The organism is Streptomyces sp. NPDC001068 (assembly GCF_042897315.1).
Lineage (GTDB): Bacteria > Actinomycetota > Actinomycetes > Streptomycetales > Streptomycetaceae > Streptomyces.
The window spans coordinates 411,959-437,078 of the sequence record NZ_JBIAYD010000004.1; the positions used below are offsets into that span (position 1 = coordinate 411,959).

At 70.8% G+C, this 25,120-nt stretch carries 19 protein-coding genes; 10 read left to right on the plus strand and 9 right to left on the minus strand.

Annotated elements, in window-relative coordinates; all coding sequences use genetic code 11:
- The first annotated feature begins 26 nt into the window (after positions 1 to 26).
- A complete protein-coding gene (locus tag ACFY3I_RS14150) occupies positions 27 to 1,127 on the plus strand; it encodes a calcium:proton antiporter (protein ID WP_390860752.1) in 1,101 nt (366 codons plus the stop codon).
- Between the two features lie 28 nt (positions 1,128 to 1,155).
- On the opposite strand, the gene ACFY3I_RS14155 is transcribed toward ACFY3I_RS14150, so the two are convergent.
- Positions 1,156 to 2,427 (minus strand): MFS transporter, encoded by a 1,272-nt coding sequence (locus ACFY3I_RS14155; RefSeq protein ID WP_390860902.1) that lies wholly within the window; start codon positions 2,425 to 2,427, stop codon positions 1,156 to 1,158.
- Between the two features lie 172 nt (positions 2,428 to 2,599).
- Here ACFY3I_RS14155 and aroQ point away from each other — a divergent pair, with 172 nt between their 5' ends.
- The gene (gene aroQ / locus ACFY3I_RS14160) at positions 2,600 to 3,073 is read left to right on the plus strand and encodes a type II 3-dehydroquinate dehydratase (RefSeq protein ID WP_390860753.1); all 474 of its coding nucleotides are present in this window, start codon (positions 2,600 to 2,602) and stop codon (positions 3,071 to 3,073) included.
- A 4-nt stretch (positions 3,074 to 3,077) separates the two neighbouring features.
- On the opposite strand, the gene ACFY3I_RS14165 is transcribed toward aroQ, so the two are convergent.
- The 5 genes from ACFY3I_RS14165 to ACFY3I_RS14185 form a co-directional block, all read right to left on the minus strand.
- On the minus strand, positions 3,078 to 3,830 hold the full coding sequence (locus ACFY3I_RS14165; RefSeq protein WP_390860754.1) for an amino acid ABC transporter ATP-binding protein: 753 nt from the start codon (positions 3,828 to 3,830) through the stop codon (positions 3,078 to 3,080).
- A complete protein-coding gene (locus tag ACFY3I_RS14170; protein WP_390860755.1) occupies positions 3,827 to 4,750 on the minus strand; it encodes an amino acid ABC transporter permease in 924 nt (307 codons plus the stop codon). Before ACFY3I_RS14170 ends, ACFY3I_RS14165 begins: the two co-directional genes overlap by 4 nt.
- A complete protein-coding gene (locus tag ACFY3I_RS14175; RefSeq protein ID WP_390860756.1) occupies positions 4,747 to 5,631 on the minus strand; it encodes an ABC transporter substrate-binding protein in 885 nt (294 codons plus the stop codon). Before ACFY3I_RS14175 ends, ACFY3I_RS14170 begins: the two co-directional genes overlap by 4 nt.
- Positions 5,632 to 6,072: 441 nt before the next feature.
- The gene (locus ACFY3I_RS14180) at positions 6,073 to 6,729 is read right to left on the minus strand and encodes an MBL fold metallo-hydrolase (RefSeq protein WP_390860757.1); all 657 of its coding nucleotides are present in this window, start codon (positions 6,727 to 6,729) and stop codon (positions 6,073 to 6,075) included.
- Between the two features lie 45 nt (positions 6,730 to 6,774).
- Entirely contained in the window at positions 6,775 to 7,464 is a 690-nt protein-coding gene (locus ACFY3I_RS14185; protein ID WP_390860759.1) for a maleylpyruvate isomerase family mycothiol-dependent enzyme, read from the minus strand.
- A gap of 223 nt (positions 7,465 to 7,687) precedes the next feature.
- Between ACFY3I_RS14185 and uvrA the strand changes: the two genes are divergently transcribed.
- The gene (gene uvrA, locus ACFY3I_RS14190; RefSeq protein ID WP_390860760.1) at positions 7,688 to 10,654 is read left to right on the plus strand and encodes an excinuclease ABC subunit UvrA; all 2,967 of its coding nucleotides are present in this window, start codon (positions 7,688 to 7,690) and stop codon (positions 10,652 to 10,654) included.
- A 152-nt stretch (positions 10,655 to 10,806) separates the two neighbouring features.
- On the opposite strand, the gene ACFY3I_RS14195 is transcribed toward uvrA, so the two are convergent.
- Together ACFY3I_RS14195 and ACFY3I_RS14200 are read right to left on the minus strand one after the other, a co-directional pair.
- Positions 10,807 to 11,718, minus strand: coding sequence for a carbohydrate kinase (locus ACFY3I_RS14195; RefSeq protein ID WP_390860761.1), 912 nt, complete (start codon positions 11,716 to 11,718; stop codon positions 10,807 to 10,809).
- The gene (locus ACFY3I_RS14200; protein WP_390860762.1) at positions 11,699 to 12,823 is read right to left on the minus strand and encodes a LacI family DNA-binding transcriptional regulator; all 1,125 of its coding nucleotides are present in this window, start codon (positions 12,821 to 12,823) and stop codon (positions 11,699 to 11,701) included. The genes ACFY3I_RS14195 and ACFY3I_RS14200 overlap by 20 nt, the downstream gene beginning before the upstream one ends.
- Before the next feature lie 344 nt (positions 12,824 to 13,167).
- Here ACFY3I_RS14200 and ACFY3I_RS14205 point away from each other — a divergent pair, with 344 nt between their 5' ends.
- Positions 13,168 to 13,599 (plus strand): Rieske (2Fe-2S) protein, encoded by a 432-nt coding sequence (locus ACFY3I_RS14205; RefSeq protein WP_390860763.1) that lies wholly within the window; start codon positions 13,168 to 13,170, stop codon positions 13,597 to 13,599.
- Positions 13,600 to 13,623: 24 nt separating this feature from the next.
- On the opposite strand, the gene ACFY3I_RS14210 is transcribed toward ACFY3I_RS14205, so the two are convergent.
- Complete coding sequence (locus ACFY3I_RS14210; protein ID WP_365283367.1) at positions 13,624 to 14,571, minus strand: hypothetical protein; 948 nt, start codon at positions 14,569 to 14,571, stop codon at positions 13,624 to 13,626.
- A 743-nt stretch (positions 14,572 to 15,314) separates the two neighbouring features.
- On the opposite strand from ACFY3I_RS14210, the gene uvrC reads away from it, so the two are divergent.
- The 6 genes from uvrC (at position 15,315) to gap (ending at position 25,026) form a co-directional block, all read left to right on the plus strand.
- Positions 15,315 to 17,531: an excinuclease ABC subunit UvrC gene (uvrC, locus tag ACFY3I_RS14215; RefSeq protein WP_390860764.1), complete on the plus strand. Its 2,217-nt coding sequence runs from the start codon at positions 15,315 to 15,317 to the stop codon at positions 17,529 to 17,531.
- Complete coding sequence (gene rapZ / locus ACFY3I_RS14220; RefSeq protein ID WP_390860765.1) at positions 17,528 to 18,574, plus strand: RNase adapter RapZ; 1,047 nt, start codon at positions 17,528 to 17,530, stop codon at positions 18,572 to 18,574. The genes uvrC and rapZ overlap by 4 nt, the downstream gene beginning before the upstream one ends.
- Complete coding sequence (gene yvcK / locus ACFY3I_RS14225) at positions 18,571 to 19,638, plus strand: uridine diphosphate-N-acetylglucosamine-binding protein YvcK (protein WP_365283373.1); 1,068 nt, start codon at positions 18,571 to 18,573, stop codon at positions 19,636 to 19,638. Before rapZ ends, yvcK begins: the two co-directional genes overlap by 4 nt.
- Positions 19,629 to 20,618 (plus strand): DNA-binding protein WhiA, encoded by a 990-nt coding sequence (whiA, locus tag ACFY3I_RS14230; protein WP_360481844.1) that lies wholly within the window; start codon positions 19,629 to 19,631, stop codon positions 20,616 to 20,618. Before yvcK ends, whiA begins: the two co-directional genes overlap by 10 nt.
- A 168-nt stretch (positions 20,619 to 20,786) precedes the next feature.
- On the plus strand, positions 20,787 to 23,741 hold the full coding sequence (locus ACFY3I_RS14235; RefSeq protein ID WP_390860766.1) for a M14 family zinc carboxypeptidase: 2,955 nt from the start codon (positions 20,787 to 20,789) through the stop codon (positions 23,739 to 23,741).
- Positions 23,742 to 24,015: 274 nt separating this feature from the next.
- Positions 24,016 to 25,026, plus strand: a complete 1,011-nt coding sequence (gene gap, locus ACFY3I_RS14240; protein WP_365283377.1) for a type I glyceraldehyde-3-phosphate dehydrogenase — start codon at positions 24,016 to 24,018, stop codon at positions 25,024 to 25,026.
- Positions 25,027 to 25,120: the final 94 nt, after the last annotated feature.

The following is a 25,120-nucleotide window of genomic DNA, read 5'->3' on the forward strand; positions in this document are numbered from 1 at the left end:
CCGTACACCTCTGCCACCATCGCTGCATGATCATTCGGCCCAGGTCGCTCACCACTCAGTGGACGTTCCTCGTGCCGGTGCTCGCGGTCGTCCTTCTCCTGTTCACCTGGGGTCGTGATCTGCCCGGCCCGCTCGTCGCTCTGGTGACCGTGGTTCTCGCCGGATCCGTCCTCGCAGCCGTCCACCACGCCGAGGTGATCGCCCACCGGGTCGGCGAACCCTTCGGCTCCCTCGTCCTCGCCGTCGCCGTCACGATCATCGAGGTGGCCCTGATCGTCACCCTCATGGTCGACGGCGGTGGCAAGGGCGCCACCCTGGCCCGGGACACCGTCTTCGCCGCAGTGATGATCACGTGCAACGGCATCGTCGGCGCCTGTCTGCTCGTCGCCTCCCTGCGTCACGGCACCGCGGTCTTCAACCCCGAGGGCACCGGCGCCGCCCTCGCGACCGTGGCCACCCTGGCCACGCTCAGCCTGGTCCTGCCGACCTTCACCACCAGCAAACCGGGTCCGGAGTTCTCCGGCGTACAGCTGACCTTCGCGGCCCTGTCCTCGCTGATCCTGTACGGCCTGTTCGTCGCCACCCAGACCGTGCGGCACCGCGACTACTTCCTGCCGATCACCCGGCAGGGCGACGTGATCGACGGCGACGACCACGCCGAGGCCCCGTCCGCGCGCGCGGCCTGGATCAGCCTCGGCCTGCTGGGCCTCGCCCTCGTCGGCGTCGTCGGACTCGCCAAGGGCGTGTCGCCGACGATCGAGTCCGGTGTGCAGGCGGCCGGCCTGCACCAGGCCGTCGTCGGTGTGATCATCGCCCTGCTGGTACTGCTTCCCGAGACCATCGCCGCCCTGCGCGCGGCCCGCCGCGACCGGGTGCAGACCAGCCTCAACCTGGCGCTGGGCTCGGCCATGGCCAGCATCGGCCTGACCGTACCCGCCGTCGCCCTGGCCTCCATCTGGCTCGCCGGACCCCTGATCCTCGGCCTCGGCGCCACCCACATGCTGCTGCTCGCGCTCACCGTCGTGGTCAGTTCCCTCACGGTGGTGCCCGGCCGGGCCACCCCGCTGCAGGGCGGCGTCCACCTGGTGCTGTTCGCCGCCTACCTGGAGCTCGCGATCAATCCCTAGCAGCCCTCGGATCGTAGATCCCGGCCGGTCACCCGGCGGCCGGCTCGGCGGCGGCCACCGGCACCGGACGGGTCTCCGGCAGCAGCGCGAAGCAGCCGAGGCTGAGCAGTGCGATCGCCGTCAGATACGTCCCCACGGCCCACGGGACGCGCCCGCCGTGCTCCGCCAGTTCCGTCGCGACGATCGGCGTGAGCGCGCCCCCGAGGACGCCACCGAGGTTGTAGCCGACGGCCGCGCCGGTGCAGCGCACCCGCGGTTCGTACAGCTCCGGCAGATAGGCGGCGATGACCGAGAACATGGCGATGAAGGCGATCAGCGCGCCCGTGAACCCGAGGAACATCAGCAGGGGCTCACCGGTCGCCAACAGGGCGACCATGGGGAACATCCACAGCGCGGAGGCCGTGCAACCCGCGAGACACAGCGGCCGTCGCCCGTAGCGGTCGCCCAGCAGCGCCATGACCGGTGTCAGCGAGCCCTTCACCACCACGGCGGCCATGATGCAGACGAGCATGACCGTACGGCTCACCCCGAGCCGCTCCGTCCCGTACGCCAGCGACCAGGTGGTCACCGCGTAGAACACCGCGTACCCGATCGCGAGCGCTCCGGCCGTCAGGAGCACCAGCCGCCAGTGATGCCGCGCGACCTCGGCGATCGGCACGCGCGCGTGGTCGTCGAGTTCCAGGAACCGTGGGGTCTCCAAGAGCGACGAACGCAGCCACAGCCCGCTCAGAGCCAGCGCTCCCGCCGCCCAGAACGGCACCCGCCACCCCCACTGCGCGAACTGCGTGTCGGACAGCGTCGCGGACAGGGCCAGCATCACACCGTTGGCGAGCAGGAAGCCGACGGCCGGCCCGATCTGCGGAAAGCTCGACCACAGGGCGCGCCGCCCGGGCGGCGCGTGCTCCGCGGTCAGCAGCACCGCCCCGCCCCATTCGCCGCCGAGCCCCAGCCCCTGAAGAAAGCGCAGTACGAGCAGCAGCACGGGCGCGGCGACGCCGATCGTGCCGTAGGACGGCAGACAGCCCACCGCGACCGTCGAGGCGCCGGTCAGCAGCAGGGACGCGACCAGGACCGGACGCCGGCCGCGCCGGTCCCCGATGTGCCCGAACAGCACCGAGCCCAGCGGACGGGCCACGAACCCCACGCCGAACGTCCCGAACGCCGCCAGCGTCCCCGCGAGCGGTGAGAACGTCGGGAAGAACAGCGGTCCCAGGACGAGCGCGGCGGCCGTGCCGTAGACGAAGAAGTCGTAGAACTCGATGGCGGTCCCGGCGAGCGAGGCGGCCGCCAGCCGGAGCATCGAGGGAGCCCTTACGGTGCGTACATCATGCATGCCGCGTCAACTACCCAGGGTGACCACCCGTTACGGGGGCGCGCGGTGCCCTTCACGGGCGCCTCGGCGCACCGTGATAGACCGGTCTGACCCGCGGTCCGCCCAGGGCCGCTCATCGTCCGAACGGACCGGAGGAAGCGTGCCCCGCACCCTGGCCAGCGCCCCGATCATGATCCTCAACGGGCCCAACCTGAACCTGCTCGGCCGGCGCCAGCCCGAGATCTACGGCTCCGACACGCTCGCGGACGTCGAGACCCTCTGCGTCGGGGCGGCGGCCGCGCACGGCGGCACCGTGGACTTCCGGCAGTCCAACCACGAGGGCGAGCTGGTCGACTGGATCCACGAGGCGCGCGTGGGCCACTGCGGGATCGTCATCAACCCGGGCGCCTACTCGCACACCTCGATCGCCATCCTGGACGCCCTCAACACCTGCGACGGGATGCCCGTGGTGGAGGTCCACATCTCCAACATCCACAGGCGCGAGTCGTTCCGGCACCACTCGTACGTCTCCCTGCGCGCGGACGGCGTGATCGCCGGGTGCGGTGTGCAGGGTTACGTGTTCGGCGTGGAGCGGGTGGCGGCGCTGGCCGGTGCGGGCGCCGCCGACGCCTGACGCCTCAGAGTCGTCCTGCCTCCACGATCCGGCTCAGGAAGCGCCTGGTGCGGTCGTGCCGAGGATCGCCGAACACCTGCTCGGCGGTGCCGCGTTCGAGGACCACGCCGCCGTCGAGGAAGCAGACCTGGTCGGCGACGTCCCGGGCGAAGCCCATCTCGTGAGTCGCCAGCACCATGGTCATGCCCTCGTCCTTCAGATCACGGACCACGGAGAGCACCTCGCCCACCAGCTCCGGGTCCAGGGCGGCGGTGACCTCGTCGAGCAGCAGCAGCCGGGGGCGTACCGCGAGGGCGCGCACGATCGCCACCCGCTGCTGCTGACCGCCGCTCAGCCGGTCCGGGTAGGCGCCCGTCCGGTCACCGAGCCCGAGGCGCGCCAGAAGCTCCCTGGCCCGCTCCTCGGCCTCCGCGCGGGAGACGCCATGCACCCGGCGCGGTGCCAGGGTGATGTTGTCCAGCACGGTCATGTGCGGGAAGAGGTTGTACGACTGGAAGACCACGCCGATCCGGCGGCGTACCGCGTCCTGGTCCGCGCGCGGGGCGGTGATCTCCTCGCCGTCCAGCCAGATCGCGCCGTCGTCGATCTCCTCCAGGAGGTTGGCGCACCGCAGCAGCGTCGACTTGCCGGAGCCGGACGCGCCGATCAGCGCGGTCACCGTGTGCGGGGCGACCGCCAGGTCCACGTCCCGCAGCACCACCGAGTCGCCGAAGGTCTTGCGGACGGACTCCATGCGCAGGACAGGCGCGTCGCTCATATGGATCCTCCCTGGGCCCGCTGCCGGTCCATCCGCGCGGTCACCCAGTCCGTGAAGCGGGTCATCGGGATGGTCAGGGCCACGAAGACCAGCCCGGCGACGATGTACGGCGTGTAGTTGAGACTGCGGCCGACGATGATGTCGGCCGCACGCACGGCGTCGATCGCACCGCCGATCGACACGAGTCCGGTGTCCTTCTGCAGGGACACCAGGTCGTTCAGCAGCGGCGGCACCTGACGCCGTACGGCCTGCGGCAGGATCACGTGACGCAGGGCCTGCCGGTTGGTGAGGCCGAGCGAACGGGCCGCGGCGCGCTGCGAGGGGTGGACCGACTCGATGCCGGCGCGGAACACCTCGGCCACGTACGCGGAGTACGTCAGCGTCAGAGCCGTACCCCCCAGCAGCACCGGATCGACCGTCACGCCCTGCAGCCGCAGCGCCGGGACACCGAGTACCACGATCATCAGATTGATCAGCAAGGGCAGCCCGCGGAAGAAGTCTGTGTACGCCGCCGCGAGGGCCCGCAGCGGGAAGAACACCGGACCGCGCAGGGTGCGTGCGACGGCGATCAGCATGCCGAGGACCAGGACGGCCACGCCGCAGACGAGCAGCAGCCGGACGTTCAGCCACAGCCCGTCGAGGACCTTCGGCAGTGCCTCGCGCGCGTACCGTCCGTTGAAGAACGTCTCCCTGGTGCGCGGCCAGCCCGGGGCGTTCACGACGACCAGGTAGAGCACGGCCGCCGTGACCAGTGTCGAGAGCGCGGCGATCGCGGTGGCGCGGCGGGCGCGGACCCGCTTGTGACGCTCCCGCTCCAGCCGCCGTTCGGACGGGGTGTAGCCGTCGTCCCCGGGCAGGTGGCCGCCGCCCGCGCCGTCGTGCGCGCCCTCCCGGCCGGACCCGTCCTCGACGACGGTCACTTGAGCACCGGGGCGTCGACGGCGTCGGACAGCCACCGCTGCTCGATCTTCGCCAGTGTGCCGTCCTTGCGCAGCGCGTTCACCGCGTTCGTCACACATGGGGTGAGCGCGCTGCCCTTGTCGAGGACCAGACCGAACTGCTCGGGCGCGTCGCCCTGGTTCTCGAACTGGCCGACGATTTTCGCGTTCGTCACCTCGGCCGAGGTGATGTAGAACGCGGTCGGCAGGTCGACCACGATCGCGTCCACCTGACCGTTCCTCAGCGCCGATTTGGCCTGGTCGTTCTTGGCGTACACGGCGGGCTGCCGCGAGGGCTTCACCACGTTCGTGATGTAGTCGAGGCTCGTGGTGCCGACCTGGGCGCCGAGCTTCAGACCCTTCAGGTCCGCGATACCGGCCGCCTTCGCGGCCTTGCCGTCCTTGAGTGCGATGACCGCCTGCCGGACGTCGTAGTAGCCGGACGAGAAGTCCACCGCCTTCTCGCGTTCGGCGCTGATGGACACCTGGTTGATGTCGAAGTCGAAGGTCTTCACGCCGGGCGCGAACGCCTTGTTGAACGGCACGCTCTGCCAGACGACCGAGCCCTTGTCGTATCCGAGTCGCCGGGCCACGGCGTACGCGACCGCCGACTCGAAACCTTCTCCGTTGGCCGGCTTGTCGTCCTTGAACCACGGCTCGTACGCGGGTTCGTCCGTCGCGATCGTCAGCCTGCCGGACGTCCGGGTGGCCAACTCGCCCTTGGCGCAGGCGGGTCCGCCGGACGAGGAGGATCCGCCGGACGCCTTCTCGTCCGGCTGCGGAGCACAGCCGACAGCGGTGGCGAGCAGGCCTATGGTGACGGCGGCGACAGCGCGGCGCAGTGCGCCCGGGGCAGGATGCATGGCGGGAGAGTGGCAGCGAACGCCGTGTATGTCCAGGTCAACGGGCTCGCTGTCCGCATGCTGGGAACAGCTGTTGCGGTCTTGTGAACACTGTCCGCCGCGGGTTGCGGGGCGGCGGTGCCGGGGCCGCCGGTCGAGGGCGGGGAATGGTGACCGGCGGCCCGTACCGCGCGGGAGCCGTCATCCCGCGCGGGGCTGCCACCAGTTGACCGCGGGACGACGCGCGCGGGGAGCGTGCGCCGTACCCCGGTGCGTGCGAACTGTTCACACGGGGCGCGCGAAGGCTCCGCGCGGGGCGCGTGCGGTCGTGCACGCGGGGCGCGGGGAAGCGGCGTGCGCCGGGCGCGAGTTGAGGGCAGAGCGCCGGGCGCATGGACCCTGTGGCGCGGGCCACGCGCGCGTGACCCGCCCGCTCACCACCCGCGCGTGTGGCCGCCGCGCTCACCACCCGCGCGCGTGCCACTCCGGCAGGTGCGGGCGCTCGGTACCCAGCGTCGTGTCGTTGCCGTGCCCGGGGTAGACCCAGGTCTCGTCCGGGAGCGCGTCGAAGATCTTCGTCTCGACGTCGCGGATCAGGCTCGCGAAGGCCTTGGCGTCCTTGCGGGTGTTGCCGACACCGCCGGGGAAGAGGCAGTCCCCGGTGAAGACGTGCGGGTGGCCGTGCGGATCGTCGTAGACCAGGGCGATGGAGCCGGGGGTGTGGCCGACGAGGTGGCGGGCCGTCAGCTCGACCTGACCGACCCTGATGACGTCGCCGTCGTCGACGGCGACGTCGGTGGTGACCGGGATGCCGGAGGCGTCCTCGCGGCCCGCGTAGGTCCGCGCGCCGGTGGCGGCGACGACCTCGGCCAGCGCCTGCCAGTGGTCGCCGTGCTGGTGCGTGGTGACGACGGACGCGATGCCGTCGTCACCGATCATGCCGAGGAGCGTCTCCGCGTCGTTGGCCGCGTCGATCAGCAGTTGCTCGTCCGTGGCGCGGCAGCGCAGCAGATAGGCGTTGTTGTCCATGGGGCCGACCGCGATCTTGGTGATCATCAGGTCCTTGAGCTCGTGCACGTCCGCCGGTCCGCCGACCGTCACCTCGCCGCTGTACGTCATGGCGGTCAGCCTATAGCGGGGGAGCGGCCGCCGAGGTGCCGCACGCTACAGCGGGGGGAGCGCGGGCAGCGTGCCGCCCCGCACGGTCAGGGCCGAGCCGTCACGGCGGCCGGCGAGCCAGCCCAGCAGGTCCGCGGTGCTTCCCTCGACGCCGACCGGGCCTCCGGGGGCGTCACCGCCCGTCGTCCAGACGTGCCCGCCGTCGCTGCGCAGGCCGGTCGGGGGAACCTCCCGGTGGCCGCTGAAACGCTCCGCCAGGAAATCGATCTCCCGCTCGGTGAACTCTTTCGGGAGGTCCTCCAGGTCGTATCCGATCCCGAGATCGACGTGGTGCAGCTCGACCTCGGCCCAGCGCCGGAACGGCACCCGTGCCGCGCTGTCGGTGACCCCGTTGCGCAGCTCCACCGTGCGTGCCCAGTCCGCGGGCCGGGCGCCGCCGGCGCTGAACCGGGTGTGGCTCTCGCGCAGGTCGGCGAGGTGGGTGTCGAGCGGGCGCGGGGCGTCGCGCTCGATGTCGGCGTCCCTGGCCGCGCCGGAGACGTACATGGGGCGTCCGTCGAGAACGTTCGTGAGCGCGTCCGCGTTGCGGGCGAGGTGGGCCAGGACGTGGCCGACCGTCCAACCGGGCAGCCGTGACGGTCGCGCCACGGAAGCGTTGTCCAGTTCGGCGACCGCGGTGAGGAGCCGGTCCGTCGCTTCCCGTACAGACGCCAGGTCATGAGCGTGATCAATCATGGGGCTGACAGTAGCCCCGTCACACCTTCGGGTGAAGGTTTCGCACGTGGTCCGTAAATCGAATGCGCGTGCTATATCGTCGTTGACGGCGTCGGGCATGCTGGATGGTCCGGGATTGTTGACCCATCCAGGAATCCATCCGGCGTTGTCAGTGGCTCCCCCTTGTCTGAGAAGCACGGGGCCCTGCCCCTGTCACTTCTCTCAAGAAAGGTGCGGACCGGCTGTGGCCGACCGTCTCATCGTCCGTGGCGCGCGCGAGCACAATCTGAAGAACGTCTCGCTCGACCTGCCTCGGGACTCGCTCATCGTCTTCACGGGGCTGTCCGGGTCGGGCAAGTCCTCCCTGGCCTTCGACACGATCTTCGCCGAGGGCCAGCGTCGCTACGTGGAATCACTCTCCTCGTACGCGCGCCAGTTCCTCGGGCAGATGGACAAGCCGGACGTGGACTTCATCGAGGGCCTGTCCCCGGCGGTGTCCATCGACCAGAAGTCGACCTCGCGCAACCCGCGCTCGACGGTCGGCACCATCACCGAGGTCTACGACTACCTGCGCCTGCTCTTCGCACGCATCGGCAAGCCGCACTGCCCCGAGTGCGGCCGTCCCATCTCCCGCCAGTCGCCGCAGGCCATCGTGGACAAGGTGCTGGAACTGCCGGAGGGGAGCCGCTTCCAGGTGCTCTCGCCGCTGGTGCGCGAGCGCAAGGGCGAGTTCGTCGACCTGTTCGCCGACCTCCAGACCAAGGGCTACTCCCGCGCGCGCGTGGACGGCGAGACCATCCAGCTCTCCGAGCCGCCGACGCTGAAGAAGCAGGAGAAGCACACCATCGAGGTGGTCATCGACCGCCTCACGGTGAAGGACACCGCCAAGCGCCGCCTCACGGACTCCGTGGAGACCGCGCTCGGCCTGTCCGGGGGCATGGTCGTGCTCGACTTCGTCGACCTCCCCGCGGACGACCCCGAGCGCGAGCGCATGTACTCGGAGCACCTGTACTGCCCGTACGACGATCTGTCCTTCGAGGAACTGGAGCCACGCTCCTTCTCCTTCAACTCGCCCTTCGGCGCCTGCCCCGAGTGCACCGGCATCGGCACGCGCATGGAGGTCGACCCGGAGCTGATCGTCCCGGACGAGGACAAGTCCCTCGACGAGGGCGCCATCCACCCCTGGTCGCACGGGCACACCAAGGACTACTTCGGCCGTCTGGTCGGCGCTCTGGCGGACGCGCTGGGTTTCCGCACCGACATCCCCTTCGCGGGCCTGCCGCAGCGGGCCAAGAAGGCCCTGCTCTACGGCCACAAGACGCAGATCGAGGTCCGCTACCGCAACCGGTACGGCCGCGAGCGCGTGTACACCACGCCCTTCGAGGGCGCGGTGCCTTTCGTCAAGCGCCGGCACAGCGAGTCCGAGAGCGACGCCAGCCGGGAGCGCTTCGAGGGCTACATGCGCGAGGTGCCCTGCCCGACGTGTCAGGGCACGCGCCTCAAGCCGATCGTCCTCGCCGTCACGATCATGGACAGGTCGATCGCCGAGGTCTCGGCCATGTCCATCAGCGACTGCGCGGAGTTCCTGGGCGAACTGAAGCTCAGCGCGCGTGACAAGAAGATCGCCGAGCGCGTCCTGAAGGAGGTCAACGAACGGCTGCGGTTCCTGGTCGACGTCGGCCTGGACTACCTCTCGCTGAACCGCGCGGCCGGCACCCTCTCCGGCGGCGAGGCCCAGCGCATCCGCCTGGCCACCCAGATCGGCTCGGGTCTCGTCGGCGTCCTGTACGTCCTCGACGAGCCGTCGATCGGCCTGCACCAGCGCGACAACCACCGGCTGATCGAGACCCTGGTCCGGCTGCGCGACATGGGCAACACGCTCATCGTCGTGGAGCACGACGAGGACACCATCAAGGTCGCCGACTGGGTCGTCGACATCGGTCCCGGCGCCGGTGAGCACGGCGGCAAGGTCGTGCACAGCGGCTCCCTGAAGGAACTGCTGGTCAACGAGGAGTCGCAGACCGGGCAGTACCTGTCCGGCAGGAAGGCGATCCCGCTGCCCGACATCCGCCGCCCGCAGGACCCGTCCCGCCGGCTCACGGTGCACGGCGCCCGCGAGAACAACCTCCAGGACATCGACGTCTCCTTCCCGCTGGGCGTGTTCACGGCCGTCACGGGCGTGTCCGGTTCCGGAAAGTCGACCCTGGTCAACGACATCCTGTACACGCACCTGGCGCGCGAGCTGAACGGCGCGCGGAACGTCCCCGGCAGACACACGAGGGTGGACGGCGACGACCTGGTCGACAAGGTCGTGCACGTCGACCAGTCGCCCATCGGCCGCACCCCGCGATCGAACCCGGCGACGTACACGGGCGTCTTCGACCACGTCCGCAAGCTGTTCGCCGAGACCACCGAGGCGAAGGTCCGCGGCTACCTGCCGGGACGCTTCTCCTTCAACGTCAAGGGCGGCCGCTGCGAGAACTGCGCGGGCGACGGCACCATCAAGATCGAGATGAACTTCCTCCCGGACGTCTACGTCCCGTGCGAGGTCTGCCACGGAGCCCGGTACAACCGGGAGACGCTGGAGGTCCACTACAAGGGCAAGTCCATCTCCGAGGTCCTGAACATGCCGATCGAAGAAGCCATGCACTTCTTCGAGGCCGTCCCCGCGATCAACCGCCACCTCACGACGCTGAACGACGTCGGTCTCGGCTACGTCCGCCTCGGCCAGTCCGCGACCACCCTGTCCGGCGGTGAGGCACAGCGCGTGAAGCTCGCCAGCGAGCTGCAGAAGCGCTCCACGGGACGGACGGTCTACGTCCTGGACGAGCCGACCACCGGTCTGCATTTCGAGGACATCAGCAAGCTGCTGAAGGTCCTGGCCGGCCTCGTCGACAAGGGCAACACGGTCATCGTCATCGAGCACAACCTGGACGTGATCAAGACCGCCGACTGGGTCGTCGACATGGGCCCGGAGGGCGGCGCCGGTGGCGGACTCGTCGTCGCGGAGGGCACACCCGAGGAGGTCGCCGGGGTCCCGGCCAGCCACACCGGCAAGTTCCTGCGCGAGATCCTCGGAGCCGACCGCATCAGCGACGCCAGCTCGGTGAAGGCCCCACGCAAGACGGCTGCGAAGAAGACGGCCGCGGCCAAGCCGGCGGCGAAGAAGGCGGCACCGGCGAAGAAGACCACCCGGGCGCGCAAGGCCTGAGGCCCCGGGGCTTCCTGCTCGGACAAATCCAGAAAAAGTGCGGCGCCCCGCGGGAACTCCCTGCGGGGCGCCGCACGTTCCATCATCAGCCGCCCGATTCCGGTGGCGGCGGGGAACCTTGACTCATCAACAGCGGAAACAACGGACGCTCGTCACAAGTCCCCGAGTTCGGAGGCGTACGGCGGCTCCGCACCCGCCCGGGAGCAGGTGATCGCGGCTGCCCGCGCCGCGAACCGGAGCAACCTGGTCCAGCCGTCGGCACCGAGCGCCCCGAGCGCCTCGGCGGACAGCGCGTCCTGGGCGGCGAGACCGTGCAGCAGAGCCGCGTTCACGGTGTCACCCGCGCCGATCGTGTCCACGACGTCGATCTCCTCACCGGGAACAGCGTGCACGGTGCCGTCGCCGGTGAAGACGCTGAGCCCGGCGCCGCCATGAGTGACCACCACGGCCGAGGGGCCCGACGCAAGCCATTCGCGGGGGGTGCCGCCCAGCCACCCCGCGTCCTCCTCCGAGAGCTTGAGGAGTGACACAGCGGGCAGCCAGCTCTTGAAGCGCGCCCGGTAGGCGTCCGGGTCCGTGATCAGACCTGTCCGGATGTTCGGGTCGAGGGCGGTGAACAGGCCCTGCCCGGCCGCGTCGCGCATCAGCTCCTCATAGGCGCTCGCTCCCGGCTCCAGGACGAGCGAGAGCGTGCCGAAGGAGACGGCACGGGTCGAGGCGGGGAGCGCGGGCGGCGCGGTGAACAGACGGTCGGCGGTGCCGTCGACATAGAACGAGTAGGAGGCGGATCCCTGCGCGTCGATCGTGGCGGCCGCGAGGGTGGTCGGTTCCGAGCCGCGTGCCACGAGGGAGACGTCGACTCCGGCGCGGCGCAGCCCGTCCAGCAGGGCCTCGCCGAAGGCGTCGTGCGACGCGCGGGAGCAGAACGCGGTGGGGGAGCCGAGGCGGCCGAGGGCGACGGCCGTGTTGTACGGCCCGCCGCCGAGCGCCGGCTGCAGGGGCGCGAGGGCGCCCGCGCCCTGCGGTACCAGGTCGATCAGTGCCTCACCGGCGACGACGATCACGAGAGGTTCCTTCCTCTGGGTACTCGGACTGGTCGGACTGGCCGGACTGGCCGGGCCGGGCGCGCACAGCGGCGGCCGCCCTGCCGTCCTCCTCCTGGCAGCCGCACGACGTGCGGTGCACGAAGGCGCACGGAAGCCTGACGGTCCTGGGGGCACGGTCGGGCGTGGCCAGCCGTTCGAGGAGCACCCGGACCGCTTCGGCGCCGATCTCCCTGCCCGGCTGGGCGACGGCGGTCAGGCGAGGCGAGAACAGATCGGCCCACGCGAAGTCGTCGAAACAGCACAGCGCGATGTCGTCCGGCACGGAGAGACCGTGCTCGCGCAGGGCGCGCAGGGCGCCGATGGTCATCGCGTTGTTGGCGGTGACGAGCGCGGTGGGCGGGGCGTCGAGTGCCATCAGGGCGGCGGTGGCCCGCCCGGCGCCGGCGGACTCGGAATTGCCGGGAACGACCAGGGCGTCGTCGAGGGGCAGCCCTGCGGCGGCGAGTCCCTGCCGGTAGCCGGTGACGCGTTCACTGGTGGTGCTGAGCCCGGTCAGCCCCGCGACCAGGCCGATCCGGCGGTGTCCGAGACCGGCGAGATGGGCGACGAGCCGGGCCGTCGGTCCGGTGTTCTCGGCGCAGACCTGGTCGAAGCGCGGGGCGTTGTCCCCGAGGTCGTCGATCACCCGGTCCAGCAGCACGGTCGGTACGGCGTGCCGGGCGAGGTAGGCGAGGAGTTCACGCGGGTCGGCGGAGGGAGCGACGATCATGCCGTCCACTCGGCGCTCGTGCAGTAGCTGGACGACCTTGCGTTCGTGGGCGGGGTCGTCGTGCGGATCGGCGATCAGCAGCCCGTAGCCGTGCTGCAGGGCAGCGGCCTCGACACCCTGGAGGATCTCCGTGAAGTAGGGGTTGCTGATCGCCGACACCGCGAGCCCGATGGACCGGGTACGGGAGGTCACCAGGGAGCGGGCAAGGGTGTTGTGCGTGTAGCCGAGTTCCTCGACGGCGTCGAGGACCGCCTGACGGGTGTGGGCCAGCACCGGACGTGTCCCGTTCAGTACATGGGAGACGGTCGCCACGGAGACCCCGGCACCACGCGCGACATCGGCCATGGTGGGCACGGGCACTCCCTCCCTCTCGTTCCGTCCACGCGCAGAGCCCGTCGGCCAGGGCCCGTCAGGCAGTGCCCGTCGATCCGGTTCGCTCCCGGAACGCGGTACGCCCCGGCCGGGAAGCTACTCCATTCGGGACCGTCGCGTAAACGCTTACGCAAGCGTTTACGTCCCATGGGGTGACCCCCTCCCGGATCGCGGCGGCGCCTGTCCCCGTCCACTCGGGCCTCCGCCCGTGCCGTCCTAGCGTCCGACCCACCCCGAAGCGGGACGATCCACCCGGGTATGGTCGCTCTGCCCCGCCCAGGCCGACGCCGTCACCGTCGGCCCACTCACCCCGCCAGGAGCCCCAGATGTCCGCCGCCCGCCCCTCCGCCACCCGCCGCACCGTCCTGCGGGGCGCGGCCGTCACGCCGGTCGCCGGGCTCGGCCTGGCCGCCTGCTCGGCTCCCGGCGGCGGAACCACGGCGGACGCGACGCCGACCGCCCCGGTGGACCTGGGAGCCGACAGCGAGGTGGCCGAGGGCGGCGCGAAGCTCTACCGCGAGCACAACGTCGTCGTCAGCCGATCCGCCGGCGGCGTTCTCAAGGCGTACAGCACGATCTGCACGCACGCGGGGTGTCCGATCAACAAACTCCAGGGCACGACGCTGGTCTGTCCCTGCCACGGCAGTGAGTTCGACGCGCTCACCGGCAAGGTGGTGCAGTCGCCCGCCACCGAGCCGTTGAACGAACTGCCGGTCAAGTCCGCGAGCGGGCGGATCGTGGCGGGGCCGGGCGCCTGATCCGGGAACCGGCGTGGAGCCGGGTCATTCCCAGTCCCAGCCGATCCCGAGCAGGCCGGGCCTGACCCGCGCCTCGACCAGGTGGACGGAGCGGTGCAGACCGCTCAGCGGGAGAGCCTGCCGGCCACTGCGGGGGGCCGCCGCGGAGTGCTGGGCGAACCGGTGGCACCGCGTCGGCAGCGCGTCGGCGGCGAAACGTACCTGAAGGCTGTACTGGCCACCGGGAAAGCCGAAGTCACGGGTGTACTCGCGGGAGACGCCGCCGGTGCCGTCCTCCACGGCGTAGCGGAACAGGAAGGTGTCGCCGGAGCGCAGGCGGGTGCCGAAGAGGAGTTCGGCGACGAGCAGGCCGGTCTCCGGGTCCGAACGGATACGCCCGGTACGACAGTTCTCCAGGGCCCGCACGGTCATGTGCTGCGGGGCGCAGCCGGGGTCACCGTGGTGGACGGCCACGAAGCGGTCCACCCCGTCCCGGTGGGCGCGCACGATGTGCTGCGACTCGCGGGCCGCCAGCTCGCGGTGGGCGCCGATCCGCACACGCTCGTGGTGGCCCAGGGCGTGCAGACCGCCGTCGAGGGACCAGCCGAGCTCCGCGTGCAGCCGGTCCAGGACGTCGGAGGCCTCGATCAGGGAGCGGTAGGAGCGGGTGGCGGGGCGGCGTACGGCCGGACCCTGGTCGGCGTCGGCGAGCAGCCGGATCAGGGACTCGTCCGGAAGCTGCAGTATCTCCTCCAGTGCGCGGACGGCCCGGAGCGACTCGGGGCGCTGCGGGCGACGGGCCCCCTGCTGCCAGTAGCTCAGGCTGGTGACGCCCACTTTGACGCCGTAACGCGAGAGATGGTGCTGCACGCGCTGGAGCGGCAGCCCGCGAGCGGCGATCGCGGCGCGCAGGGCCACATGGAAGGGGCCGCAGCGCAGGGCCGAGTCCAGTTCCGCGGTGGCGACGTCCGCGTGCTGTATGCCGTGCCGCATGCAGGAGGGCCTTTCTCTTGGGGGTTCACCACGGCTGGTCAGGCCGGTGGCGCGGGTCCGGGGCCACCCCGTCGGCGTCGGGGCGGCCGCACCGGGGTACGCCGCGTCCGCAGGCCGCTGCTCACGGCCCCGAGTTCCCCCGCATTGAAGCGTGTTGACCAATCCCCGACAACACCTTCGGTCGGCCGGGGCCGCCCACCTGGCCGAGGGTTGACCCCGGTGCCGGAAGGATCACGCGGGGGAGAGGGTGCCACGGTCGCTCGGTGGTCGGGCGCGCGTGCGCACACGAGGAGTCGATTTGGGGAGGAAGCCCCGCAAGGTGCGTCGTGATCGGCCCGGTGGTTCGGTGACGGTCACGGGACGGCCGTGGCGCGGATGCGCCTTGACGTCGGGCCCGGGCGACGGCTGGCACCACCGAGGTGGCCGATTCTGAGATCCGCGATCCGCTTTGGCAGCGGGCGGGGCTTCGAGAGCGTGCGGGGCTACCGGCTACCGGCTACCGGCTGCCGGCGCCGCATCCAGGCCCGCTTCTTCGCCCCCACACCCCTGCCCCGCCCGCCCCACCTGCCCCGCCTCCACTCCCATGCCGCACCTCCACCCGCCGGCCCCCCACGGGCCCCACCAGCGGGTCCGGTCGGTTCCGGCGGTCCCCGCGCTCCGGCCGGTCCGCCGGTCACCCGGGGCCCGCCGGGGTTGTCCACAGGCTCGTCGCGGTGTCCGTGCGCGCCAGTAGGGTGTGAGACATGGCCGACCCCTCCAGCTACCGCCCCAAGCCGGGACAGATCCCGGACTCTCCCGGGGTGTACAGGTTCCGAGACGAGCACCGCCGGGTGATCTACGTCGGGAAGGCGAAGAGCCTGCGCCAGCGCCTGGCGAACTACTTCCAGGACCTCGCGGGTCTGCACCCCCGTACCCGGACGATGGTCACCACCGCCGCGTCCGTGGAGTGGACCGTGGTGTCCACGGAGGTCGAGGCGCTCCAGCTGGAGTACTCCTGGATCAAGGAGTACGACCCCCGGTTCAACGTCAAGTACCGCGACGACAAGAGCTACCCGTACCTCGCGGTGACGATGAACGAGGAGTTCCCGCGCGTCCAGGTGATGCGCGGTCACAAGAAGAAGGGCGTGCGCTACTTCGGGCCGTACGGCCACGCGTGGGCCATCCGGGACACCGTCGACCTGCTGCTGCGCGTGTTCCCGGTGCGCACCTGTTCCGCCGGGGTGTTCAAGAACGCCACCCGCACCGGCCGGCCCTGCCTGCTCGGTTACATCGGCAAGTGCTCCGCCCCCTGCGTGGACCGGATCTCCCCGGAGGACCACCGCGACCTGGCCGAGGAGTTCTGCGACTTCATGGCAGGCCGTACCGGCACCTACCTCCGCCGTCTGGAGAGGCAGATGACGGAGGCCGCCGAGGAGATGGAGTACGAGCGGGCCGCCCGCCTGCGCGACGACATCGGGGCCTTGAGGAAGGCCATGGAGAAGAGCGCGGTCGTGCTCGCGGACGCGACCGACGCCGACCTGATCGCGGTCGCCGAGGACGAGCTGGAGGCTGCCCTCCAGATCTTCCACGTGCGCGGTGGTCGGGTGCGCGGTCAGCGCGGCTGGGTGACGGACAAGGTCGAGGACGTCACGACCGCGGCGCTCGTCGAGCACGCTCTCCAGCAGCTCTACGGCGAGGAGACCGGGGACGCCGTCCCCAAGGAGGTGCTGGTCCCGGCCCTGCCCGAGCCGGTCGAGCCGGTCCAGGAGTGGCTCACCGGCCGCCGCGGGTCGAACGTCTCGCTGCGCATCCCGCAGCGCGGCGACAAGAAGGCGCTGATGGAGACCGTGCAGCGCAACGCCCAGCAGGCGCTCGCCCTGCACAAGACGAAGCGTGCCTCCGACCTCACCACCCGTTCCCGTGCCCTGGAGGAGATCGCCGAGGCCCTCGACCTGGACGGCGCTCCGCTGCGCATCGAGTGCTACGACATCTCGCACCTCCAGGGTGACGACGTCGTGGCCTCCATGGTCGTCTTCGAGGACGGTCTGCAGCGCAAGAACGAGTACCGCCGCTTCCAGATCAAGGGCTTCGCCGGCCAGGACGACGTGCGCTCCATGCACGAGGTGATCACCCGACGCTTCCGCCGCTACCTCGCCGAGAAGGAGCGGACCGGTGAGTGGTCGGCGGAGGAGGCCACGGACAGCCCCCTCACGACCACCGGCACGCCCCCGGACGCCGGCCCCCTGTCGGACACTGACCCCCTCACAGCCACCGGCACGCTCCCGGACGCCGGCGACGCCAGCCACGCGGGCACCGGCGGCGTCCACCACACGGGCACCGGCACCGATGACGACGACGCCCCCGTCAACGGTTTCAAGGACGACGACGGCCGTCCCAGGAAGTTCGCCTATCCGCCCCAGCTCGTGGTCGTCGACGGCGGTCAGCCCCAGGTCGCCGCGGCCAAGCGGGCGCTCGACGAGCTGGGGATCGACGACATCGCCGTCTGCGGCCTCGCCAAGCGCCTGGAGGAGGTCTGGCTGCCCGAGGACGACGACCCCGTGGTCCTGCCTCGCAGCAGCGAGGGCCTCTACCTGTTGCAGCGCGTCCGGGACGAGGCGCACCGCTTCGCCATCACCTACCAGCGCGCCAAGCGCGCCAAGCGCTTCCGCTCCGGTCCGCTGGACGACGTGCCCGGCCTCGGCGAGACCCGCAAACAGGCGTTGATCAAGCATTTCGGCTCGGTGAAGAAGCTGCGATCCGCCACAATCGAGCAGATCCAGGAGGTGCCCGGGATAGGCCGCAAGACGGCCGAGACCATTGCCGCGGCCCTCGCCCAGGCGGCCCCGGCCGCGCCTGCCGTGAACACGGCGACCGGAGAGATCATGGATGACAGGGAAGACGAGGCGCCCGAGACGACGGCGGACGCCTCGGGGGAGCCCGTACCCGCGGGAGCCCCGGACGATCGGGGGCAGGAGAGATGACCGAGCGCGACCCACAGCACACGACCCGGCGAGATCCGGCGGCCGACGGGACGCAGGCCGCGTCCCGGGAGACGCACAATGAAGCGGGCCCGGATCAGCCGCGGCAGGCGGGATCGGAAGCGGTGCGGGAAGACGGAGCAGAAGTGAGTACGGATGCCAGTGTGGCCGGGGCGCCCGAGGCGGCGATCCCCGAGCTGGTGATCATCTCCGGCATGTCGGGGGCGGGCCGTTCGACGGCGGCCAAGTGTCTGGAGGACCTCGGCTGGTTCGTCGTGGACAATCTTCCGCCGGCCCTCATTCCCACCATGGTGGAGCTGGGTGCCCGTTCCCAGGGCAACGTCGCCCGGATCGCGGTCGTCGTAGACGTGCGCGGCCGGCGCTTCTTCGACAACCTGCGCGAGTCCCTCGCCGACCTCGACAGCCGGGGCGTCACCCGTCGGATCGTTTTCCTGGAGTCCTCGGACGACGCGCTGGTCCGCCGCTTCGAGTCGGTGCGCCGCCCGCACCCCCTCCAGGGCGACGGCCGGATCGTGGACGGCATCGCCGCCGAGCGCGAGCTGCTGCGCGAGCTGCGCGGCGACGCCGACCTGGTGATCGACACCTCCAGCCTGAACGTGCACGAGCTGCGTGCCAAGATGGACGCGCAGTTCGCCGGCGAGGAGGAACCCGAGCTGCGGGCCACCGTGATGTCGTTCGGTTTCAAGTACGGCCTGCCCGTCGACGCCGACCTGGTGGCCGACATGCGGTTCCTGCCCAACCCGCACTGGGTGCCGGAGCTGCGTCCGTACACCGGCCTCAACGAAGAGGTGTCGGCGTACGTGTTCAACCAGCCGGGTGCCAAGGAGTTCCTCGACCGGTACGCCGAGCTGCTGCGGCTGATCGCGGCCGGGTACCGGCGCGAGGGCAAGCGCTACGTGACCATCGCCATCGGCTGCACGGGCGGCAAGCACCGCTCCGTCGCCGTCTCCGAGAAACTCGCCGCCCGTCTGGCCGCCGAGGGAGTGGAGACCGTAGTCGTGCACCGGGACATGGGGCGAGAGTGACCGGACGTTCTCCGCGGCTGACCAGACTGCGCCGGGTCGTGCCGGAGTCCCGCTCGGGCCGCCCCGTCGAGGCCCGAGGCGCCCGGCCGCGCCGCCGGGGTGCCCAGCCCAAGGTGGTCGCGCTGGGCGGCGGCATGGGCCTGTCCGCCTCGCTCGCCGCGCTGCGCCGGATCACCGGCGACCTCACCGCCGTCGTCACGGTCGCCGACGACGGCGGCTCCAGCGGGCGCCTTCGCGACGAACTCGGTGTGCTCCCACCGGGTGATCTGCGCAAGGCCCTCGCCGCGCTGTGCGGTGACGACGACTGGGGCCAGACCTGGGCCCGGGTCATCCAGCACCGCTTCCAGTCCAAGGGCGACCTGCACGAGCACGCGGTCGGCAACCTGCTGATCGTCGCCCTGTGGGAGCAGCTCGGCGACCACGTCCAGGCCCTGGACCTGGTCGGCAAGCTGCTCGGGGCGCACGGGCGGGTGCTGCCCATGTCCGCCGTGCCGCTGGAGCTGCAGGCCCTGGTCAGGGGGCATGATCCGGAGCGGCCGGACGAGGTGGACATCGTCCGGGGGCAGGCCACGGTGGCGCTGACCCCCGGCGAGGTGCAGTCCGTGCACCTGGTGCCGCACGACCCGCCGGCCGTGCCGGAGGCCGTCGCGGCGGTCCTGGACGCGGACTGGGTGGTACTGGGTCCCGGGTCCTGGTTCTCGTCGGTGATCCCGCACCTGCTGGTCCCCGAACTCCTGGACGCGCTCACCGAGACCAAGGCCCGGAAGGTCCTGTCGCTGAACCTCGCTCCGCAGCCGGGTGAAACCGAAGGGTTCTCACCGCAGCGTCATTTGGAGGTTTTGGGGCGACACGCCCCTAAACTCGCCCTGGACGTGGTGCTGGCCGACGAGGCCGCCGTGCCCGACCGTGACTCGCTCACCGAGGCCGCCAAGCGGCTGGGAGCCGCGGTCGAGCTGGGCCCCGTGGCCCGGACCGACGGATCACCCCGGCATGATCCGGAGCTGTTGGCCGCCGCGTACGACCGTATTTTTCGGATGCATGGAAGGATCGGCCCATGGCGATGACGGCAGCGGTGAAGGACGAGATCTCCCGGCTACCCGTCACCCGGACCTGCTGCCGGAAGGCCGAGGTCTCCGCCATTCTGCGGTTCGCGGGCGGCCTTCACCTGGTGAGCGGGCGCATCGTGATCGAGGCGGAGCTGGACACCGCGATGGCGGCCCGACGCCTCAAGCGGGACATCCTGGAGATCTTCGGCCACAGCTCGGAGCTGATCGTGATGGCACCCGGCGGACTGCGCCGGGGCTCGCGCTACGTGGTGCGCGTGGTCGCGGGCGGCGACCAGCTCGCCCGTCAGACCGGTCTGGTGGACGGACGGGGCCGCCCGATCCGGGGGCTGCCCCCGCAGGTGGTCTCCGGGGCGACCTGTGACGCGGAGGCGGCCTGGCGTGGCGCCTTCCTGGCGCACGGCTCGCTGACCGAGCCCGGCCGTTCGTCCTCCCTGGAGGTGACCTGCCCCGGTCCGGAGGCCGCGCTCGCGCTGGTCGGCGCGGCCCGCAGGCTGTCCATCGCCGCGAAGGCCCGTGAGGTGCGCGGGGTGGACCGGGTGGTGGTCCGGGACGGCGACGCGATCGGTGCCCTGCTGACCCGCCTCGGCGCCCACGAGTCCGTGCTGGCCTGGGAGGAGCGCCGGATGCGCCGCGAGGTGCGGGCCACCGCGAACCGCCTCGCCAACTTCGACGACGCCAATCTGCGCCGCTCGGCGCGCGCGGCGGTCGCCGCCGGCGCCCGGGTCCAGCGGGCCCTGGAGATCCTCGCCGACGAGGTGCCCGAGCACCTCGCGGCGGCCGGCCGGCTGCGGATGGAGCACAAGCAGGCCTCCCTGGAGGAGCTGGGCGCGCTCGCCGACCCGCCGCTCACCAAGGACGCCGTCGCGGGCCGGATCCGCCGGCTGCTGGCGATGGCCGACAAGCGCGCGTCCGATCTGGGCATCCCGGGCACCGAGGCCAATCTCAGCGAGGAGATGGCCGACAACCTCGCAGGCTGAGTCACCGCCGGCGGTCCGGTGCCGACGGCCGACACGGCCGTCGGCACCGGGATTTGCATCCCTTTTAGGCCACCGTGAACTGCCTGTGAGGCACCCTTGACTCGATCATGGAGTGTCATGAGCCTGGCAGGGGTTCGTCGCCGTGGCGGACCACTGCTAGGGGGGTTCATGAGACACAGAGCGAGATCGATCCTCGCTGTCGGCGCGCTCCTGATCGGCGGAGCCGCACTCGCACCCATGGCCCAGGCGCAGACCGGGGGTTCGGCCAAGCCCGACCCCGACGAGGTCAAGGTCTTCCGCGCCGACGTCACCAAGAAGCAGATTCCCCTGCTGCTCAAGGCCGGCCAGGACGGCCACGAGCTGGGCGACCAGGTCACCGGATCCGGCAAGACCCAGGTCGAGCTCTACCTCACCGACGGGCAGGCGCGGACCCTGGAGAAGCAGGGCGTCGGGCTCACCGAGCACACGCTGTCGGCCAAGGCGGAGAACCGGGTCGCGGACGCCTCCCAGGGCGTGTTCCGCCCGTACGGCGGCAGCGGCGGGCTCAAGGAGGAGATCCTTCGGACCGCGCAGGCCAACCCCGGCCTCACCAAGGTCGAGTCCATCGGCAAGACGCTGAACGGCCAGGACATCCTCGCGCTCAAACTGACCAAGGGCGCCAAGAGCTCCAAGGACGGTTCGAAGCCGTCCGTGCTGTACGTGTCCAACCAGCACGCGCGCGAGTGGATCACGCCGGAGATGACCCGTCGGCTGATGCACTACTACCTGGACAACTACGGCACCGACAAGCGGGTCAAGAAGATCGTCGACTCGACCGAGCTGTGGTTCGTGCCGTCCGCCAACCCCGACGGCTACGACTACACCTTCCAGAACTCCGACACCCGGCTGTGGCGCAAGAACCTGCGGGACGTCAACGGCGACGGTGTCATCAGCACGGGTGACGGCGTCGACCTCAACCGCAACTTCGGCTACAAGTGGGGCTACGACGACGAGGGGTCGTCCCCCAACCCCACCAGTGAGACCTTCCGCGGCGCGAGCCCCGAGTCCGAGCCCGAGACGAAGGCGCTGGACGACTTCGAGAAGCGCGTCGGGTTCACGTACGGCATCAACTACCACTCCGCCGCCGAACTCCTGCTCTACGGGGTCGGCTGGCAGGTGGCCACGCCGACCCCTGACGACGTCCTCTACAAGGCGCTGGCCGGCACCCCGGACAACCCGGCGATCCCCGGCTACCACTCGCAGGTGTCCTCGGAGCTCTACACCACCAACGGCGAGGCGGACGGCCACGCGTCCAACGTCAACGGGATGGCGATGTTCACCCCGGAGATGTCGACCTGTCAGACCGCCTCGGCCATCGACCCGAACGACGCCTGGAACGCCGCCGACTGCCAGTCGGTCTTCAACTTCCCGGACGACGAGAAGCTGATCCAGGACGAGTTCGAGAAGAACGTGCCCTTCGCGCTCTCCGTCGCCGAGACCGCCGCCCACCCCGACCAGCCCGTCTCCTCGGTCGGCCTGAGCGCCGCCGACTTCACCCCGGCCACGTTCTCCACGTCGTACTCGCGCGGCGCCGACCAGGAGGTCTCCGTCGTCGTCCGCAAGGCGGTCCGCGACAAGGAGCTCAGGTACCGCGTCAACCACGGCCGTACGCACGACGTGGGGCTGCGGCACTGGAAGGGCGGCGAGACCTACGGCGGTGCGGACGACCTCTACTTCGACGAGTACCGGGCCAAGGTGAAGGACGGTGCGCCGGGCGACAAGGTCGAGGTGTGGTTCAGCGGCGAGACCGGGAACGGCAAGAAGGTCTCCAGCACGCACTTCACCTACACCGTGGCGGAGCGGCCCAAGGCCGACACTCTGGTGGTCGCCGAGGAGGGCGCCAAGGCGGCCCAGGCGCAGACCTACGTCGACGCGCTGAAGGCGGCCGGGCACAGGGCGGTCGTCTGGGACGTCGCGACCCAGGGCGCGCCCGACGCGCTCGGCGTACTGAAGCACTTCAGGACGGTCGTGCACTACTCGGGCACCGGCGGCCCCGGCAACGACACCCAGCTCCAGCTGCGTGCCTACCTCAACGAGGGCGGCAAGCTGATCGAGGCGGGCGAGCTGGCCGGCGGCAGCGTCGACCTCGGCGACGGCACCCCGTCCAACGACTTCAGCCAGTACTACCTGGGCGCGTACTCCCGCACCTCGACCCCCGGGGCGACCGGCTTCACCGGCTCCGGCGCGCTGAACGGCTCCGGCGGCGCCCTCACCGGCACCGCCGCCAACCCGCTCGACAAGGCCGGGACCTACGCCGTCACCTCCGACGAACTCTCCACCGACACCTACCCGCAGTTCGCCAGCGCGGGCGCGGGGCAGTTCGCCGGGACCGTCAACCCGTACGGGCCGTACTCGGGCTCCTACATGGCCGCCGCGGTCCACACCGACGACGCCTACAAGCGCCTCACCCGCACCATCGACCTGACCGGTGTCACCGCGGCCGACCAGCCGGCCCTCGGTGCCAGGCTGCTCTGGGACACCGAGCCCGGTTACGACCACGCGGTGGTCGAGGCGCACGTCGTGGGCTCCGACGACTGGACGACCCTGCCGGAGGCGGGCGGCGCCACCAGCGACGCGGTGCCGAGCGAGTGCGGGGCCGGGTTCCTGATCGCCGAGCACCCGTGGCTCAAGCACTACCTGACCATCACCGGCAACGGGTGCGCCGCGAGCGGTACCAGCGGTTCCTGGCACAGCCTCACCGGCAGTTCGGCGGGCTGGCAGCCGGTGAGGTTCGACCTGAGCGCCTACGCGGGGCGGACCGTCGAGGTCTCCATCGCCTACATCACCGACCCCAGCACCGGCGGACACGGCGTCCTCGTCGACGACACCTCGCTGCTGACCGGCGGGGCGGCCACCCAGAGCGAGGGCTTCGAAACCTCGCTCGGCGCCTGGGCCGCCGCCGGACCGCCCCCCGGCAGCCCGGCCGTCCTCAAGGACTGGGAGCGCACCGGACCCCTGTTCAAGACATACGGAGCCGTCACCACGGACCGCACCGTGCTGCTCGGTTTCGGCCTGGAACAGGTCAGCTCGGCCGCCGATCGTGCCGCCTTGGTGAAGAAGGCGTTGACGGCACTCGACAACTGACCGCGACGGCACTCGACATGTGAGCCGACCCGCTCACGAACGAGTGACAACGGCCTGAAGACCGGTCGGCATTCCGGGACAAAACGGCGTGATTCGACCCCCGTTCCGAGACGGTCCGTACCCCTACTGGCGGGTACGGACCGCCTCGCCGTGTATGAGGCATCTGGATGTCACCACGGAGGCCTCAGAGAGGTAGGGTCGTGGGTGGTCGGGGACATCCCAAATACAGCTCGCCGGCACCGCATGGCCGGCGTACCAACGAGGAGATCGGTTCGTGACGATCCGCGTAGGCATCAACGGCTTCGGCCGTATTGGTCGCAACTACTTCCGCGCTCTGCTGGAGCAGGGTGCTGACATCGAGATCGTGGCTGTCAACGACCTGGGTGACACCGCTACCACCGCCCACCTGCTCAAGTACGACACGATCCTTGGGCGGCTGAAGGCCGAGGTCTCGCACACCGCCGACACCATCACGGTCGACGGCCACACCATCAAGGTCCTGTCCGAGCGCAACCCCTCCGACATCCCGTGGGGTGAGCTGGGCGTCGACATCGTCATCGAGTCGACCGGCATCTTCACCAAGAAGGAAGACGCCGCCAAGCACATCGCCGGTGGTGCGAAGAAGGTCCTCATCTCGGCTCCGGCCAAGGACGAGGACATCACCATCGTCATGGGCGTCAACCAGGACAAGTACGACCCGGCGAACCACCACGTCATCTCCAACGCCTCCTGCACCACCAACTGCGTGGCGCCGATGGCGAAGGTCCTCGACGAGAACTTCGGCATCGTCAAGGGTCTGATGACCACGGTGCACGCGTACACGAACGACCAGCGGATCCTGGACTTCCCGCACAAGGACCTGCGTCGCGCGCGTGCCGCCGCCGAGAACATCATCCCGACCACCACCGGTGCCGCCAAGGCCACCGCGCTGGTCCTCCCGCAGCTCAAGGGCAAGCTCGACGGCATCGCGATGCGGGTCCCGGTCCCGACCGGCTCCGCCACCGACCTGGTCGTGACGCTGCAGCGCGAGGTCACCAAGGACGAGGTCAACGCCGCGTTCAAGAAGGCCTCCGAGGACGGCGACCTGGCGGGCTACCTGGCCTACACCGAGGACGAGATCGTCTCCTCGGACATCGTCGGCGACCCGGCCTCCTGCACCTTCGACTCCTCCCTGACCATGGTCCAGGAGGGCAACACGGTGAAGATCCTCGGCTGGTACGACAACGAGTGGGGCTACTCCAACCGCCTCGTCGACCTCACGGTCTTCGTCGGCAACCAGCTCTGATCGGCCGAGCAGGCACCTCGATGCGGTAGCAGGGCTCGGGCAGCGCAACGTCGCGCCGCCCGAGCCCTGACGCACGTAAGGATCGACCCGGCGG

Coding starts and splice junctions, on each gene's coding strand:
- ACFY3I_RS14180 (WP_390860757.1), bottom strand. CDS start 6,729: ATGACGTACAGCGGCGAGGTGACGGTCGGCGGACCGGCGGACGTGCAC.
- uvrC (WP_390860764.1), top strand. CDS start 15,315: ATGGCCGACCCCTCCAGCTACCGCCCCAAGCCGGGACAGATCCCGGAC.
- ACFY3I_RS14155 (WP_390860902.1), bottom strand. CDS start 2,427: ATGCTCCGGCTGGCGGCCGCCTCGCTCGCCGGGACCGCCATCGAGTTC.
- whiA (WP_360481844.1), top strand. CDS start 19,629: ATGGCGATGACGGCAGCGGTGAAGGACGAGATCTCCCGGCTACCCGTC.
- ACFY3I_RS14175 (WP_390860756.1), bottom strand. CDS start 5,631: ATGCATCCTGCCCCGGGCGCACTGCGCCGCGCTGTCGCCGCCGTCACC.
- ACFY3I_RS14185 (WP_390860759.1), bottom strand. CDS start 7,464: ATGATTGATCACGCTCATGACCTGGCGTCTGTACGGGAAGCGACGGAC.
- ACFY3I_RS14150 (WP_390860752.1), top strand. CDS start 27: ATGATCATTCGGCCCAGGTCGCTCACCACTCAGTGGACGTTCCTCGTG.
- ACFY3I_RS14205 (WP_390860763.1), top strand. CDS start 13,168: ATGTCCGCCGCCCGCCCCTCCGCCACCCGCCGCACCGTCCTGCGGGGC.
- ACFY3I_RS14165 (WP_390860754.1), bottom strand. CDS start 3,830: ATGAGCGACGCGCCTGTCCTGCGCATGGAGTCCGTCCGCAAGACCTTC.
- ACFY3I_RS14210 (WP_365283367.1), bottom strand. CDS start 14,571: ATGCGGCACGGCATACAGCACGCGGACGTCGCCACCGCGGAACTGGAC.
- ACFY3I_RS14235 (WP_390860766.1), top strand. CDS start 20,787: ATGAGACACAGAGCGAGATCGATCCTCGCTGTCGGCGCGCTCCTGATC.
- rapZ (WP_390860765.1), top strand. CDS start 17,528: ATGACCGAGCGCGACCCACAGCACACGACCCGGCGAGATCCGGCGGCC.